The organism is Pantoea sp. EKM101V (assembly GCF_011800325.1).
Taxonomy (GTDB): Bacteria; Pseudomonadota; Gammaproteobacteria; order Enterobacterales; family Enterobacteriaceae; genus Pantoea; species Pantoea anthophila.
This window is the reverse complement of sequence record NZ_JAALFP010000001.1, coordinates 745,389-760,165: the sequence shown is the minus strand read 5'-3', so window position 1 is coordinate 760,165 and position 14,777 is coordinate 745,389. Positions and strand designations below refer to the sequence as shown.

14 protein-coding genes are annotated in these 14,777 nt (G+C 58.3%); 6 read left to right on the top strand and 8 right to left on the bottom strand.

The genetic code is table 11. From position 1 onward, the window contains the following. Window positions 1–3: 3 nt before the first annotated feature. The 8 genes from sctR to sctW are packed head-to-tail and all read right to left on the bottom strand — an operon-like array spanning window position 4 to window position 8,193. A complete protein-coding gene (gene sctR, locus HFD92_RS03650) occupies window positions 4–657 on the bottom strand; it encodes a type III secretion system export apparatus subunit SctR (RefSeq protein ID WP_058956618.1) in 654 nt (217 codons plus the stop codon). A gap of 5 nt (window positions 658–662) precedes the next feature. Next, window positions 663–1,706 (bottom strand): FliM/FliN family flagellar motor switch protein, encoded by a 1,044-nt coding sequence (locus HFD92_RS03645; RefSeq protein ID WP_167428308.1) that lies wholly within the window; start codon window positions 1,704–1,706, stop codon window positions 663–665. Then, on the bottom strand, window positions 1,703–2,251 hold the full coding sequence (locus tag HFD92_RS03640) for a type III secretion system HrpP C-terminal domain-containing protein (RefSeq protein WP_150030031.1): 549 nt from the start codon (window positions 2,249–2,251) through the stop codon (window positions 1,703–1,705). The genes HFD92_RS03645 and HFD92_RS03640 overlap by 4 nt, the downstream gene beginning before the upstream one ends. Further along, window positions 2,248–2,712, bottom strand: coding sequence for a hypothetical protein (locus HFD92_RS03635; protein ID WP_058956615.1), 465 nt, complete (start codon window positions 2,710–2,712; stop codon window positions 2,248–2,250). Before HFD92_RS03635 ends, HFD92_RS03640 begins: the two co-directional genes overlap by 4 nt. Then, window positions 2,690–4,048 carry a type III secretion system ATPase SctN gene (gene sctN, locus HFD92_RS03630; RefSeq protein ID WP_140028429.1) on the bottom strand — a complete coding sequence of 453 codons (1,359 nt, stop codon included), beginning with the start codon at window positions 4,046–4,048 and terminating at the stop codon, window positions 2,690–2,692. Before sctN ends, HFD92_RS03635 begins: the two co-directional genes overlap by 23 nt. Continuing rightward, window positions 4,048–4,914, bottom strand: a complete 867-nt coding sequence (locus HFD92_RS03625; RefSeq protein ID WP_167428307.1) for an FHA domain-containing protein — start codon at window positions 4,912–4,914, stop codon at window positions 4,048–4,050. The genes sctN and HFD92_RS03625 overlap by 1 nt, the downstream gene beginning before the upstream one ends. Before the next feature lie 2 nt (window positions 4,915–4,916). Then, complete coding sequence (gene sctV / locus HFD92_RS03620) at window positions 4,917–7,040, bottom strand: type III secretion system export apparatus subunit SctV (RefSeq protein WP_167428306.1); 2,124 nt, start codon at window positions 7,038–7,040, stop codon at window positions 4,917–4,919. 10 nt (window positions 7,041–7,050) lie between these two features. Continuing rightward, on the bottom strand, window positions 7,051–8,193 hold the full coding sequence (gene sctW / locus HFD92_RS03615; protein WP_167428305.1) for a type III secretion system gatekeeper subunit SctW: 1,143 nt from the start codon (window positions 8,191–8,193) through the stop codon (window positions 7,051–7,053). Between sctW and HFD92_RS03610 the strand changes: the two genes are divergently transcribed. From HFD92_RS03610 to HFD92_RS03585, 6 genes are all read left to right on the top strand, one after another. Next, window positions 8,176–8,433, top strand: coding sequence for a hypothetical protein (locus tag HFD92_RS03610; RefSeq protein WP_140028432.1), 258 nt, complete (start codon window positions 8,176–8,178; stop codon window positions 8,431–8,433). The genes sctW and HFD92_RS03610 overlap by 18 nt on opposite strands. A gap of 34 nt (window positions 8,434–8,467) precedes the next feature. Continuing rightward, a complete protein-coding gene (locus HFD92_RS03605) occupies window positions 8,468–9,013 on the top strand; it encodes an RNA polymerase sigma factor (RefSeq protein WP_058956610.1) in 546 nt (181 codons plus the stop codon). Between the two features lie 126 nt (window positions 9,014–9,139). Next, the gene (locus HFD92_RS03600; protein WP_255461687.1) at window positions 9,140–10,618 is read left to right on the top strand and encodes a PAS domain S-box protein; all 1,479 of its coding nucleotides are present in this window, start codon (window positions 9,140–9,142) and stop codon (window positions 10,616–10,618) included. Further along, window positions 10,611–11,252: a response regulator transcription factor gene (locus HFD92_RS03595; RefSeq protein ID WP_058956608.1), complete on the top strand. Its 642-nt coding sequence runs from the start codon at window positions 10,611–10,613 to the stop codon at window positions 11,250–11,252. Before HFD92_RS03600 ends, HFD92_RS03595 begins: the two co-directional genes overlap by 8 nt. A 320-nt stretch (window positions 11,253–11,572) precedes the next feature. Then, complete coding sequence (locus HFD92_RS03590; protein ID WP_167428304.1) at window positions 11,573–13,066, top strand: cytosine permease; 1,494 nt, start codon at window positions 11,573–11,575, stop codon at window positions 13,064–13,066. Beyond that, window positions 13,066–14,772 carry a nitrilase-related carbon-nitrogen hydrolase gene (locus tag HFD92_RS03585; protein ID WP_167428303.1) on the top strand — a complete coding sequence of 569 codons (1,707 nt, stop codon included), beginning with the start codon at window positions 13,066–13,068 and terminating at the stop codon, window positions 14,770–14,772. Before HFD92_RS03590 ends, HFD92_RS03585 begins: the two co-directional genes overlap by 1 nt. Window positions 14,773–14,777 lie beyond the last annotated feature (5 nt).

Here is a 14,777-nt window from a genome sequence, read left to right as displayed (position 1 = left end):
ACCTCATAAATAGCTGTAGAACAGCCCGTCGAGCAGCCGTGTCCAGCCGCTGATCAGCACAAAGAGCAGGATTTTCAGGGGCAGCGAAACAGTCATCGGCGACACCATCTGCATCCCGAGCGCCAGCAGGATATTGGAGACAATCAGGTCCACGACAATAAAAGGAATAAAGATCAGAAAGCCGATTTTGAAACCGTTCTGCAGCTCCGACAGCACAAAGGCCGGGATTATCAGCAGCATATTGTCCGGGGTGACCGTTTTCGCCATCTTCTCAGGCCACATACGCTGGGCATTTTCCTGCAGATGGATAACGATGTCCGGGTCGCTGTTTTTGCGCATAAAGGTTTTGAGCGGTTCGATACCGTTAGCGGCGGTATCGTCGAGCCGCTCCATACTGCTGAAATCGACGGGCATCGCTTTCAGCCGGTCGGTCATCTCGCTGAACACCGGGGCCATAATGAACAGCGTGGCGGCCAGCGCGATGCCGTTCAGGGCCATCGTCGGCGGCACCTGCTGCACGCCCATGGCGTTGCGCGTTAATTGCAGCACCATGGTAATTTTTAAAAAGCTGGTACAGATGATGAGCATCATCGGCAGCAGCGCCAGCGCGCCGAGAAACAGCGCCAGCATAATCGGGTTCAGCGGCCCCATCTCCATCGGCATCATCTGTTTACATCCCCGACGCTCGCCACGCCCGGCAGCATATGGGTAATCTGCAGTCCCAGCCGTCCTTCGACATCCACCAGTTCGCCTTTCGCCAGCGGAAACTCGCCGTGACACAGCAGCGCTTCGCCGGGCACCACATTCTCGACCGTGACCGTCGAGCCGACATCCAGACGATTCAGCTCACCCAGCGTCAGTCTGAGATGGCCACAGCGCACGGTTAAAGCCAGCGGCAGCGCATCAAAAGGCGATGCCACGGACGTCGTGGTTTCCGTCAGCTCGCCCTCCGGCTGGGGGGTATCGGCAGGCATATTCTCTTCGGGGGTCACATTCATGTAGGTATTCTCCAGACGGGTAATAAGAAAACGGGCAGGATGCCCCTCCCCGAACAGCAATTCGCCCTCAAGGTGTAACTGTGCAAGGCGAAGCTCGCCGCGACCGGTCGGGAAAAAACAGGGGGTAGCAGGGAAAACCACATCACCGGGGCGAAGTGTGCGTAACTGCGAGGGGGTAAACGAGAGCGCACCCAGTGTCAGCGGCAGCGATAACGGCAGATCGCTGCAGGGGGGCGCAGGCAGCGGCGCCCAGCCGGGCTGGTTTAACAACGCCGCGAGCGTAGCGGGCGTAAGACAGAGTTGACTGTGCGCCTGCGCCTCGCTGAGCGTGACGCTCAGCGTCAGCCACATCCCTCCGACCGGAGGGCAGGCCGTGTCATGCGGCGTCAGGTCGCCAAACAGCGCGCGCAGCGCCGGGCTGAGATGCTGGTTAAAGAGCGGCCAGTACCACTCCGCGCACGCCCCGGCATCGGGCATCAGCGGGCAGGTGGAAAAGAGACTCAGCAGCGCTTCGCTTCCCGTCAGGGATAACTCTCCCGCCCGGCAGAAGAAGTGGTGTGTCGGTGGCCGCCCGGCGGCGTCGGCAAGCCGAAGCTGAAGCTCACCCGCGTCGCCTGCCAGGGTGAACGCAAAGCGAAGACCGTGGCCGATACGCTGGCGCAGGCTGGCTTCCTCGCGCGGCAAGGTGCGCAGGATCAGGGGCGTCATTCCTGGCCTCCGCGCTGTTCAAAGCGGAGGCGTACAGCACAGGCCATCCGGCGGCGCAGCGAGGCCCGGCAGCGCTCCTGATGGGCTGCCATCATGTTCATGGCGGGGGGCGCAAAGCGCAGGCTGATATCCCAGCCCGCCGCAAAAGGCGTCAGACGGGCATCCACTTCGCCCAGCAGCGGCAGCAGCAGCGTCATGGCGACCGGTCCGGCAGGCTGCTTTTCCACCATGCCGCACAGAGGCGGCTCCAGCTGTTGCCAGGCCCTGACCGGCGAGGCGGCAGGGGCTTCATCCGGGGATAACGACGGACCGGAAGAGCAGGGGCCTTCCCACGGCAGGATCAGCGGTTGTGGCAGTGGCGGCGTTTCGCCGGGCGTGAGCAGCAGCGCATCAAACTCAGCGCGCGCTTCGCGGAACGGTTCGGCGCGGGAAGGCCGGCCGGATGCCGTCGCTTCTGAAGAGCCGCTTTGCGGCATACGGCGCGACACCTCCGGACGGGCAGGCGTTGCCGTATGCTTTTGCGGCGGGTGGGGTAAGGCTGTCATCGTAATGCCTCGCTGTGCGCCATCAGATATTCCAGCTTTTCCACATCACGCAGACGTGCCTGTGTCTGCTGCTGTGCGTGCTGCACCTGCTGCTGCTGCGTCACCTGCTCTGTGCGGCACTGTTGCAGCTGAGTGCGTTGCCCGTTTACCGCCTCGCTGGCCTCGCGCTCCCTGGCCAGGCCGCCGACCAGACGCTCCTGCTTCTGCAGCCCCGACTGGTGGCGTCCGGCAAAGCTTTCGCGCAGCTGCTGATAATGCTGCCGGGCGGCGTCGAGCTGGCTTTCCGCTTCGGCGGCCTGACATTCTGTTTCGCGCAGCACCTGCTCCGCCTGCCGTTGCAACCGTTCACAGCGGCGTAAGCGCTGGCGGCGAATCGGCAGCAGCAGAGAAAAGGCCTGCTCCAGCTCTCTGTTTGTCTCATCAGGGAGTGTGTCGTGATCAGGCAGCGGATGATGGCGCATGCTGGCTTACCTCCGATAAGTGGTGCAGTGTGGTGTCATAGTCACAGGGCGCGTGCATCACCTGTTGCAGATAGTGATTAATTGCCGTCTGCGCCGAGACTGCCGCATCCGTCATCTCATCATGGCCCGGCTGGTATTCCCCCAGGCGGATTAACATCTCGACCTGCTGCCAGGCGGACATCATGCGGCGCAGCTGCGTGGCGGCGTGCAGATGCTCGCGCGTCGCGACGTTGCTCATGGTGCGGCTCAGGCTGGCCAGTACATCGATAGCCGGGTAGTGACCGCGCTCCGCCAGACGACGGGTCAGCACAATGTGGCCATCAATCAGGGATCGCACTTCGTCCGCGACCGGGTCGTTCATCGAGTCGGCTTCAATCAGCACGGAATAGAGAGCGGTAATCGACCCGCGTGAGGTCTGCCCGGCGCGCTCCAGCAGGGTAGGCAGCAAGGTATAAACCGAAGGAGGCAGGCCGCCGCGGCCCGGCGGCTCGCCCAGTGCGAGACCGATTTCACGCTGGGCGCGGGCAAAGCGGGTCAGGGAGTCGAGAATCAACAGCACGCGCTTGCCCTTGTCGCGCCAGGCTTCAGCGATAGCCGTGGCGGTGAACGCCGCCCTGGCGCGCTCCATACTGCTGCGGTCGGATGTGGCGCAGATGAGCACCGTCCGGCTGCGCAGCGCCTCATCCAGTTCATGGTCGAGAAACTCGCGCAGTTCACGTCCACGCTCTCCGATCAGGCCAAAAACGATGACATCACAGGGCGTATTACGGGCGATCTCCGCCAGCAGGGTGGTTTTCCCGCAGCCCGCGCCAGCGAAGATCCCTACGCGCTGTCCTACGCCGAGGGTCAGCGGACCGTCAATTGCGCGAATGCCGGTTGGGAGCGGCGTCGCAATGCGCGGACGATCGGTGGGAGCCGGGGCATCACCCAGCACGCTCACGGCATTTTCTGCGGTACCGGGCAGGGCGAATGCGCCGTGCTGGTCGGGATCCAGAGGGCGGCCAAAGCCGTCCAGCACGCTGCCAAGCAGGGCGTCCGACACCACAATGCTGTGCGGCAGACGCAGCGGAATCACGCGCGCCCCCCGGGCAATGCCGTCGAGCTGGCCGAGGGCTGAGAGCAGCGTGTGCTGCGGGTTGAAGCCGACCACCTCTGCCAGCACCCTCTGGCCGTCATCCCTGACGATCTGGCAGAGGTCGCCAATCCGCGCCTGAGGCAGGCTGCTTTCCAGCAAAATCCCGTTAATCCCGGTGATTCGGCCAAAGCTTTCGACCGGCGAAAAGCGGGCAATCCGCTGCCGCTGCTGTTGATACCACTGTTCCAGCGCCACTGTCATTACCAGCTCACCTTGATGTTTTCGCGACCGTTAAACTCGATCTGGTCAGGGGTTATCGCGACCAGCCGCAGGTTGTCCACTTCATCGCCGACAAACAGACGCTGCCCCTCATCGGTGACGATATTGGCGCGGCTTCCGGTGGTGATCTGCACAATACGAAATGGCAGCCTGACCTTCAGCAGCCGGACCTGATTATTCAGCGGAGTCTCGCTGGGGTAGGTGGCGTTAAAGCGCGCGAGCATCCGGTTAAAGATTTGCATCTGTGACTGAGTGAGGTGCCCTCGCAGACGCAGTCGCTGGTTGTGCATATCCAGCTTCACGACGCGTGCCAGATCGCGTTCACGCAACATTTTCTGTAACGGGGCCTGCATCGCGGCGTGGGTGTGCTGTGACCGGGGAGCGGTAACCTGGGTCTGGGCAACGGTAGGCTGCAAAACCCAGCTCATGACCGTCAGGGTGAGCAGCAGCATCAGGCTCCAGGCCAGCGTGCGAAGCGTGCGGGGGAATATCCCTTTGCGTGCAGCAGCAGGGGGAACGCGCTCAGGTGTCGCGGCAGCCGGTTCGTCGGGCTGGGGTGGCGACGCAGGAGGCATACAGGCGGCCCACGGTGTCTCTATGCGCGCAACGCAGAGCCAGACGTCAGCGATCTGAAATGCTTCTTCAGGGTTGATACCCGATGCTTCGCCGCCGTCCGGCTGAATCTGCCATCCAGTCCCGGTCCGGCGCAACTGGCAGTGACGGGCAGCCACGTGCGCATCGCTAAGCATAAGATCGGCCTCTTCGGCGTGGCCAATCAGCCAGCTCTCGCCGAAGAGGGGTAACGCGGCGCCTAAATGCAGGCCAGACAGCACGCGCAGCTCGAACATGATTAATTCTCCCACGAGTTCAGTGAATAAGCGGCCGGATCCGGCGCGATACGCCCCAGCACATTGACGGCGAGATGAGGTTGCAACTCTGCAAACGAGAGCACCGGCACATAGTGGAACTCTTCCTGGATAAGCCCGCGCAGCGGGCTGCGCAAATCCTGCGCGACCAGCAGCACGGCGCTTTCCGGCGTGTCAACCGGGAAGGCGCTGGCGATGAGCGGGAGAATGGCGCTGATCTGCTCATGGGTTAGCGCAAAGAACAGGTCGTTTTGCGTCTGACGCAGCGAGTCGCGTAACTGTTCTTCCAGTTCCGGTGTCAGCAGCCAGACATGCAGGCCGTCCGGCCGGGCATACTGGTAACAGAGATGATTTTTTAGCGAGATACGCACCTGATCGGTCAGCAGCCAGATGTCGCGCTCATGCTGTCCATGTTCGATCAGGGCTTCGGCTATCGCGCGGACGGATCGCAGCGGAATCCGTTCGGCAACCAGTTTTTGCAGGACACCGGAGAAACGTGAGAGGGGCATCACACGCTGTAACTCCTGGGCGAGCTCCGGCTGCTCCGATTCCAGCCAGCTCACCAGTGCGCGGGTTTCCTGCAGACCAATAAAATGGGGGCTGCTGGCATGAATCGCGTTCTCCATGCGCCTGACCAGGATTTCGCGTGCCGACCACTGTTCGACCTCTTCGTTTTGCAGCAGCGGATGATCTGCCGTCAGCCAGATAATGTCCTCCTCCCGACGCTGCACATCACCCTCTGTCACGCTCTCCCTGTCGGCAGCGGCTAACGTGTCCAGCCAGCTGCGCTTCACCGCCCGGTGCGACACGGTAAAGGTGCCTTTTACTTTCGGGATCTCATACACCGAGAAACGAAACTCATCTTCCGCCTGCTGGTCGAGAAACTCGATATCGAAGGCGGGCAGGGTAAAGCCGAAGTGGTAAACGATGCGGTTACGCAGGCGGCGAATATCCTGCACCAGCTCCAGCATCTCCGGATGACCCCGCCATGAGGAGGAGAAGTTGATCAGATAAGGTCGCGTGGGATTGAACTGACGCAGATCTTCCCTGCCGTTCAGCTCAGGCGGAATGACCTCATTTTCCATTTGTGGCTGCGCCAGATTCAGGGTTTTTCTGACACGCCAGATCTGAAAACCACCGCTAATCATCGTCAGCGCGGCCAGTACTAAAAAGATCGCCGTGGGCATACCGGGCAGCAGGGCAAAGCCCACCATCCCCATTGAGGAGAGCAGCCACGCTTTTGGCTGGCTGGTCAGCTGCTCGGCAATCTCGCGGCCGATATTATGATCGACCGTCTGTTCATCGTCTGAGGAGACGCGGGTGATCAGCATCCCGGCGGTCAGCGAAATTAACAGCGCCGGGATCTGCGCGATCAGTCCGTCACCAATGGTCAGAATCGAGTAGATATGCATCGCTTCACCGGCAGGCATACCCAGCTGCAGCACACCAATGCTGATGCCACCAATCAGGTTGATCACCACAATCACCAGCCCGGCAATGGCGTCACCCTTAACAAACTTCATTGCGCCATCCATTGCTCCGAACAACTGGCTCTCTTTAGCCAGCTCACTGCGCCGGTTTTTTGCCTGCACCACATCAATCAGGCCGGCACGCAGATCGCTGTCGATAGACATCTGCTTACCGGGCATTGCATCCAGGGTAAACCGCGCCGCCACTTCGGCCACCCGTTCGGAACCTTTCGTGATCACCAGGAAGTTGACCACGGTCAGGATCAGGAACATCACCATCCCTACCGCCAGGTTGCCACCCACCACAAAATTACCGAAGGCGGCCACCACATGACCGGCATCCTGCTGGATCAGGATCTGGCGGGTCGTCGAGATAGAGAGCGCCAGTCGAAACATGGTGGTCAGCAGCAGCACGGCGGGAAAGGTTGAGAACGCCAGCGGCTTTGGCAGATACATGGCCAGTACGACCAGCAGGGAGGAGAGGCAGATATTGAGCGCTATCAGCGCATCAATTAAAGGCAGCGGTAGCGGTATGATGAGCATAAACACCAGCGCCATAGCAAATGCCGCCCCCACGACTTCGGAGCGTTGCATGGCGCTGATTGCGATGCGATTCAGTATTTGAAACAGGGTATTCATCGTTATGGCCTCACGACGCCGCGGTCCGGTTGCGGCGTTGTTGCTGCTGCTCTGTTTTGTTGACGTCCGTAATGATGCTGCGCAGCAGTTTTAGCGCGTTGTCACGGTTTTCCCGCTCGTGCCACAGTGAGGGAGGCACACCGTACAGCAGCGGAAACAGCGAACTGAAAAAGAGCGGCCGATGGTGCTTCTCCTGGCCGACAATCTCCTCTGCCAGACCGTTAAAATCACTCTGCCAGGCGCCGTTATGGCTGATTTGCAACATACGCCGGGCCAGCGTCAGGCTGTTCATGGCAACGTCGGGCACTCTGCTCCGCATGCGCTGCAGAAAGACCTGGCTGTCGCTCAGCGTCTGGCTTATCCCGGCGGCATCGCGGAGGCTGCGGTGGATTCGGCAAAGGGCCGTCACGCTGATGGAGGGGGCAAGGGCGGCGATATCATCCGCCAGCGCGCGCTGCAGGGTGCGCAGCGTCGGCTGGAGATGACGCGAGCCCATCCTCTCCAGCAGCATATCCAGCATCATGGTGGCAGACTGCTGGTGGACGATGCCGTCGTAATAAAGGTCGCGCAGCGACTGTTTTCGCTGCGGGTCACGGGTATAGCCGGCGATAGCTGATGCCGTGTTGTTGCCAGCCCGAATGGTCTGACCGTGGTTTTTCTGCAGGCTTTCCAGCTGTGCTTCGGCCTGCGTGGCCAGTTCTCTGTCGCCTTCATCCTGTGCCTGTTCGCCCAGCATGCGCAGCAGCAGCGCGGTGCGTGCCGGATCGCCGCCGCTTTTTTCCAGCACGGTGTCGCTGTCCGGAGGCGGAGTCTGGCGCAGCGCGCTGCGCAGCCACGCCATCTGCTCTGATGTCTGCTGTTCATCACCGCCATCAAGCAGGGAAAATAGCGCGTTCAGCTCGCCGACCTTGCTGATCGCGTGTCTGCCACGCTGCAGGTGACGTGAGGCATTGCGGCGCTCCTGCGCCTTTTGTTTACGCTCCATCTTTTCACTGAACGCGGCGCCAATTTCTTCCATCGCGTCATTCAAGGACGTTTCCCGCACGCGGACATTATCCGGCACGCTATTTTTAACCACGGTCTGTGGCGTGTTTTTATGCAGGGCTTTTAGCGAGTGCGCCAGTGCCGGAATCGCATGTTGTATTTTGAGCATCGCCAGCCATCCTCAGTGGTCATTACTCTCTTTCTGTGTCAAAGCACGCATATCGGTTCCGAAAAAAAGCAGCAAAAAAAAGTGAAAATAATTTCGCCGGGAAATCAGTGCAATTTTTTGCATCAATCAGCCAGCGGTAAGGAAAAAAATTTCTCAGAAAAATCTGTATTAAAAATTAATTGTTTTCACAAACAGGGAGTTATTAAGAGGGCAGCGGATGGCATATCTCTTGCTGAGTAGCGTAATCACTGGCTACCACTCAGAGAGAGAAAAGATGATCAATTCAACGCTCGTATCCGCTGCTGCAGAGTCACCCTTTGCAATTAACGTCAACTGGGATGAGATCTTCGTTACGCATAATAAGAAGCTGTTAAACTTCATCCGGAAACGTATTGCCAGTCATGAAGATGCCGATGACATCCTGCAAATGACCTGTCTTGAAGTGTTATGTAACCGGCATAAGTTCCGTGGCGCATCCCGCCCGGAAACCTGGGTATTTGGTATTGCGGTAAATCTGATTCGTAACTATTACAAAGCGAAACAGATCCACTATCTGTTTGATCATCTTAACGATGAAATTACCGCCGATCTGTTGCTGGATAATGACCCCAGCGATCTGACGGAAAACCGGCAGTTACTCAGCCATACGCTGGCCTCTCTTGAAATTTTATCGAAAGATGTCAGGGTTATGCTCTCTATCCTGGTTGAGGAAGAGGGCAGCTATCAGGATATTGCGCAGCAGTTAGATATCCCGGTCGGCACTGTCCGATCCCGACTTTCACGGGCACGGGAAACGCTGAAGGGGAGAATTTACGCCTGATCGGGCAAATACGAAAAATGGCAGATTCACTGCTAAAATTATCAGCTCGTTAATATTTAGCGGGTAAAGACTGTCATGCCGCTGGAAATTTATTCTCTGCGGCGTGATAAATCTCCGGAGGGAATAATGCTTTTACAGGGTGTATCTGACCAGGATGACAATCATGAGGCGAATATCACCAGCTTATCAGATATCGCCTTAAACAAAATTCATGATGCAATATATTTGATAGACAGTCAGCTCTGTATCAAATATGTCAACGACAAGGCCTGCCAGTTGACAGGCTATTCGCGCGAAACATTTTCGCAAATCAGCTTTGACGTCATTGATAAAGAGCTGCGCGACAAGGATGTTTTTGCCCTGTGGTGGAAACTCAGTACCCGCCCGGAAGGCATACAATTCACGTCACATCACACCGGTCGCCATCATGTTTTTCCCGTTGAGGTCAGTTGCAGCGGATATGAACAGGAGGGTGAATTACATATCTTATGCATTGTGCGCGACATGGATGAAATCCGTCGGCAAAAAGAGCAGCAGCAACTGCGGGAAAAACAGCTTCATCAGGTCGTGGAAAATTCTCCCGACCTCATTTTACGTTTTGATTTGCAGACCCGCTGCCTCTACGCCAACCTGGCGGTCCGCAGCGGGTTTAACCTTAGCGAAACCGACATCACCCGGCTGCCGCTGACCGAAAGCGTGCAGCGCGGGGGAATCGGGCTGAGCCTGTTTAAGCTGGTCTCACGCACCATGGTGGATGAAAAAGTGGCTGAAGATGAGCTGGTGGTCAGGCGTAAGGGAGAGAAACGCATCCTGCATGTGCGCTGCGTACCGGAATATGATTTGCACGGCGAGCTGATGAGTGTGCTGGCGGTCGGGCGCGATATTACCGCTATCCGCCAGACCGAAGAGGAGTTAAGGCTGCTGACGCATAATCTGGAGCGGGCGCGGGAAGCGGAAAAGAAACAGCTGGCGCGTGATATTCATGACGAGCTGGGCCAGCAGCTGACCGCGCTGCGCACGGGGTTATCGCTGCTGGCGATGCGTAAAGATCTCTCTGTCGATGCGCAGGAGGCGAAAATTCAGGCGCTGATGGCGCATCTGGACAGCACTATCCAGGTGGTGCGTGATGTCTCGACCCGCCTGCGTCCCAATGTTCTCAATCTGGGCCTGGTTCCTGCGCTGGAGTGGCTGCGGGATCAGTTTATAAAAAACAATGGCATCCGCTGCATTCTGCTGGCACCTGACGAACACACCGTGGTGCTGGATGAGGTGACGCTGACAGCGGCATTCCGCGTGGTTCAGGAATCTCTCACCAATATCGTCCGTCATGCCCAGGCCAGCAACGTCTATATCTTCGTTAAACTGACGCCGGATGCGCTGCTGATTGAGGTGGTCGATAACGGGAAAGGCTTTCATCTGCACCGTGTGAAGAAGGGAACGTGCGGGCTGCACGGGATCGAGGAGCGTGGACGCATGTTGAATGGAGAAGCGACCATCACCAGCACACCCGGTAAAGGCACCCGGGTTAAACTGAAGTTTCCTCTCTCCGGAAGTGTTAAATCAGCCCATCCTGTCCGAAAACCGGGAGTATTAACCGATGAGTAAATGCATACGTCTGATGATTGCCGACGATCATGCCATTATGCGCGAGGGCCTGAAGCAGATTTTTGCGCTGGATGACAACATCGAAGTGGCAGCCGAAGCCTCAGATAGCGGCCAGGTGCTGGAACGCCTGCGCCAGCACGAGGTCGATCTGCTGCTGCTGGATATTTCGATGCCGGGCATGAGCGGAGAAGATCTGATCACGCGCCTGATGCCTCTCTATCCTCAGCTGCGTATTCTGGTACTGAGCATGTACAACGAGCCACAGATTACCCGGCGGGTGTTAAACAATGGCGCGCTGGGCTATATCACGAAAGACAAGTCGCCGGATGTTTTACTGAAAGCGATCCGCACCGTGGCGCAGGGATCACGCTATATCGATCATGATCTGGCGCAGGAGATTATCTTTTCCGACTACCAGAGTAATAATCGTGCGCCTCATGAGAGTCTGACGATGCGCGAGCGGCAGATCATGATCATGCTGGCTCACGGGGAGTCGATCAATGCGATCGCCGATGCGCTCTCCATCAGTAATAAAACCGTCAGCACCTACAAGTCACGCATGATGAAGCGGATGAAATTTACCAATAACGCCCACATCGTGAAATATTCCCTGCGCCATAACCTGGTACAGTAAAGTCGTCAGCCACCGCCAGATGCATTTCGGGCGGTGGCTCTCTGTCAAAACGTGCCTGCTGCATCTGAATCATCATGGTGCGCGCTGCACCGGCATTATGCGTCTCTCGCCTGCCATCCGCCTCTCTACCGCCTGTATGCGCCACTTTTAACAGTTGGCGCATTAATTGCTTCCTTATCGTTACCGCATCCTGCCGGGCAGGAACAGGCACCGTAGCCTGGTAAGCGGCCTGTGGCGAGCAGCCACTCCACAACATCGATTTCAGGCGAAGAAGCCCTGCCGGCAATGCTGCCGGCGGGGCTTTTTTTTGGAGCAAATCTATGAGTAAGTTAAAAGCATGGTTTCAGGGGCCGCAGGATATTACCGAAGCAGAGGCCGTTGAAGATTACGCGGTGGGCCGTGTGCCGGCGCACTATCGCTGGCCCATTCCGGCCATTATTCTGGTGCTACTGGGCAACTCTACCGCGATGTTCTGGTTCAGCCTCGGGGCAGACATGAGCTACCAGGTCGGCTGGCCAATGCTGCTGTTGCCGATCGGTTATATGGTGGTGTTCGCCACCCTGATTGGCTCATGCATTATGAAGATGGCGAGTAAAGAGGGGCTCTCACTCAATCTGATGACGCGCGGCCTGGGGTTTGGCTATATGGGCTCCGCCTTCACCTCGCTGATTTACGCCGTCAACTTCATCTTCTATTTCCTGTTTGAAGGCACCATTGTGTCTCACGCCATCGCCAACTATGCGGGCGTGCCGGTCAACTCCCTGACCGGTATCGCTATCTTTGCGCTGATGGGGCTGGCCGCCATCTGGTTTGTCTGGAAGGGCATGTCATCCATGCAGTTCCTGCAAACCTGGGGCGTTCCCATTTTCATTGTGCTGTTTGGCTTCTGTATCTGGCAGTTAACGCACCACTATCCGGCGGTCAGTTTCAGCGGCTGGCAGGCGAAAGGAGAGGCGGACAGTAACGCCCTGTGGCTGGTGATGAATATGGCCAACGGGCAGATCGTTTTTCAGGGACTGATGGCCACTGACTACGGTCGTTTTGCCCGTCCGGGGATCACGCATAAAGGCACCGCAACGATCATGCTGGGGATGCTGATCCCGATTGTTGTCGTCATGCTGTTTGGAGCCTTTATGGCCTACACCCTGATGCCGCATATTCAGGGCGAGGATGTCTGGTCGCTGGCGCTCGATCCGGGCTTCGTCTTCCCGCTGATTATGGGGCTGACCGGCGTGTTATTTGCAGTGATTACCCAGATCCGCATCAACGTCCTGAATCTCTACTCAGGTTCGATAGCCCTGTCGAACACCATGGATATGGCGTTTAACTATCGCCCGGGACGCCAGTGGTGGATGCTGCTGGTCTGGTTGCTCGGCGTGCTGTTCTATATCTGCAATATTCTGCAGTATACCGGCACGTTCCTCTCCATTACCGGAATTCTCACCAACACCTGGGTCTTTATTATCCTTGCGGATTACTTTATCTGCCGCAAAGTGCTGCACCTTGCGCCTTCCGATTTCGTGGAGTATCGCAAAGCGTATCTGCGGATGTGGAATCCGTCCGGCGTCATTGCGTTGTGCGTCGCGGTGGCAACAGGCGCGGCAGGCGTGCTGGGCCTCTATCCGATGGTGTACGCCTCATTTATTGCCATGCTGGTTGGCCCTGTGCTGCATGTCGCTATCAGCGTGGCGACCCGCGGCAGCTACTACTTCAAAACCTTCCCGGAAGATATGCAAACCAGCTGGAAACCCTCTGATGCATACCAGGGGCCGAAACCGGTGTTTAAACCCTTACTGAGCAAGGAGGCCGAATAATGCGCATCAACGTTGCAACCATTCAGTTTGAACCTACGCAGTTCAGAAAAGAGGAAAACGTCGCCCGGCTGCTGGCATCAGCCACTCAGGCGGCACGTGACGGCGCACGCTTAATCGTGATGCCGGAAATGGCCACTACCGGCTACTGCTGGCAGGATCGTGCGGAGGTCGCCCCCTACACAGAAACGGCGGATGGCCCCACCAGCCAGGCATTCGCTGCGATTGCGCGTGAGTTTAACTGCTTTCTGGTCTTTGGCATGCCGGAGCGGGACAGGGTAACCGACCTCTACTATAACAGCGCCATTCTGGTCGGCCCGCAGGGCGTGATGGGCGTCCACCGAAAAACCCATCCCTATATTTCGGAACCGAAATGGGCGGCTAACGGTGATGGCGGGCATCAGGTCTTTCAGACTGAGATCGGCAATATTGCGCTGCTGGTCTGTATGGATATTCACTTTATTGAAACTGCCCGGCTGGCTGCGCTGGGGGGCGCACAGATTATCTGCCACATCAGTAACTGGCTGGCTGAACGCACTCCTGCGCCTTACTGGCTCACGCGCGCCTGGGAGAATGGCTGTGCGCTGATTGAAAGTAACCGCTGGGGATGGGAGCGGGGCGTGCAGTTCAGCGGCGGCAGCTGCATTGTGGATAGCCAGGGAAATGTGCTGGCCAGCTGCGACAGCGGCGATCAGGTACTCAGCGCTGAGTTACCCCTTCCGCAGGAGAATCCACAGCTGAACAAGCGCCGGCCTGAGCTCTATCAGCGGCTGATGACCAATACTTTCCTCTGGAATCCGGCGGACTTTTTTGGCTTATATGGGCGTGATCCCCTGCCTGACGGCAAAGCGTCCCGTATTGCGGTGGCGCAGTTTCGCCCGCAAGACGAGGTGAATGCCAATCTGGCACAGATTCGGCACTGGGCCGGACAGGCGAAATCAGAGGGCGCGGAACTGCTGATCCTGCCGGAGCGCGCGCTGACCGGCGGGGAGGGCAGCCATTGCGCGCTGACGCGGGAGGATGCGCCTGTACAGGCGCTGGTCGCGCTGGCGATGGAGCTGGATATCGCGCTGCTTGCAGGGTTCGCCGAGCGGGAAGGGGAGCAGTGCTACAACAGCGCGATGCTGGTGAGCAGTGAAGGAGTCAACGCGTACTATCGCCAGATTCATCTCAGCGACCAGGATCGGCACTGGGCCTGCGCAGGGGATCAGTGGGTGACGTGCGATCTGCCCTGCGGGCGTGTCGGTATTCTGCTGGGTGAGGATCTGCTGGTGCCGGAAGCGGCCCGCATTCTGGCGCTGGAAGGCTGCGACATCATCGCCTGCCCGGCGCAGCTTCATTCACCTCTGCCCATGGCGCACGCGGGCACGGCGATACCGCATGTCTGGCCGATCCCGCGCGGCGCCGATCCCTACCACTGGCTGCTGCCACGCGTTCGGGCGGGAGAGAATAATGTCTGGCTGGCTTTTGCCAACTGGCCCGCCGCCGCAGGCGAAAGCTTTGGCCTGAGCGGGATATACGGGCCGGATACCTTTGCCTTTCCACGCAGGGAAGCGAAAGCGACCGGTGCGAAGGGGCTGGCGCTGCTGGATATCTCCACGGGGTCAGCCGGCGATCCTTACCCCGATCATGTGGTAAGGCGTAAAGACCTGGTGCTGATGCGTCAGCCGCATTTCTACACTGCGCTGATTGCTCAATCACCGAAATGAGCCAC

What these genes read in the sequence shown, in the direction of transcription:
- HFD92_RS03625 (WP_167428307.1), bottom strand. Translation starts at nt 4,914, where the DNA reads ATGTTCGAGCTGCGCGTGCTGTCTGGCCTGCATTTAGGCGCCGCGTTA.
- HFD92_RS03635 (WP_058956615.1), bottom strand. Translation starts at nt 2,712, where the DNA reads ATGCGCCATCATCCGCTGCCTGATCACGACACACTCCCTGATGAGACA.
- HFD92_RS03600 (WP_255461687.1), top strand. Translation starts at nt 9,140, where the DNA reads ATGCTTTTACAGGGTGTATCTGACCAGGATGACAATCATGAGGCGAAT.
- HFD92_RS03585 (WP_167428303.1), top strand. Translation starts at nt 13,066, where the DNA reads ATGCGCATCAACGTTGCAACCATTCAGTTTGAACCTACGCAGTTCAGA.
- sctW (WP_167428305.1), bottom strand. Translation starts at nt 8,193, where the DNA reads ATGCTCAAAATACAACATGCGATTCCGGCACTGGCGCACTCGCTAAAA.
- HFD92_RS03645 (WP_167428308.1), bottom strand. Translation starts at nt 1,706, where the DNA reads ATGACGCCCCTGATCCTGCGCACCTTGCCGCGCGAGGAAGCCAGCCTG.
- HFD92_RS03610 (WP_140028432.1), top strand. Translation starts at nt 8,176, where the DNA reads ATGTTGTATTTTGAGCATCGCCAGCCATCCTCAGTGGTCATTACTCTC.
- sctR (WP_058956618.1), bottom strand. Translation starts at nt 657, where the DNA reads ATGGAGATGGGGCCGCTGAACCCGATTATGCTGGCGCTGTTTCTCGGC.
- HFD92_RS03590 (WP_167428304.1), top strand. Translation starts at nt 11,573, where the DNA reads ATGAGTAAGTTAAAAGCATGGTTTCAGGGGCCGCAGGATATTACCGAA.
- HFD92_RS03640 (WP_150030031.1), bottom strand. Translation starts at nt 2,251, where the DNA reads ATGACAGCCTTACCCCACCCGCCGCAAAAGCATACGGCAACGCCTGCC.
- HFD92_RS03595 (WP_058956608.1), top strand. Translation starts at nt 10,611, where the DNA reads ATGAGTAAATGCATACGTCTGATGATTGCCGACGATCATGCCATTATG.
- sctN (WP_140028429.1), bottom strand. Translation starts at nt 4,048, where the DNA reads ATGACAGTGGCGCTGGAACAGTGGTATCAACAGCAGCGGCAGCGGATT.
- sctV (WP_167428306.1), bottom strand. Translation starts at nt 7,040, where the DNA reads ATGAATACCCTGTTTCAAATACTGAATCGCATCGCAATCAGCGCCATG.
- HFD92_RS03605 (WP_058956610.1), top strand. Translation starts at nt 8,468, where the DNA reads ATGATCAATTCAACGCTCGTATCCGCTGCTGCAGAGTCACCCTTTGCA.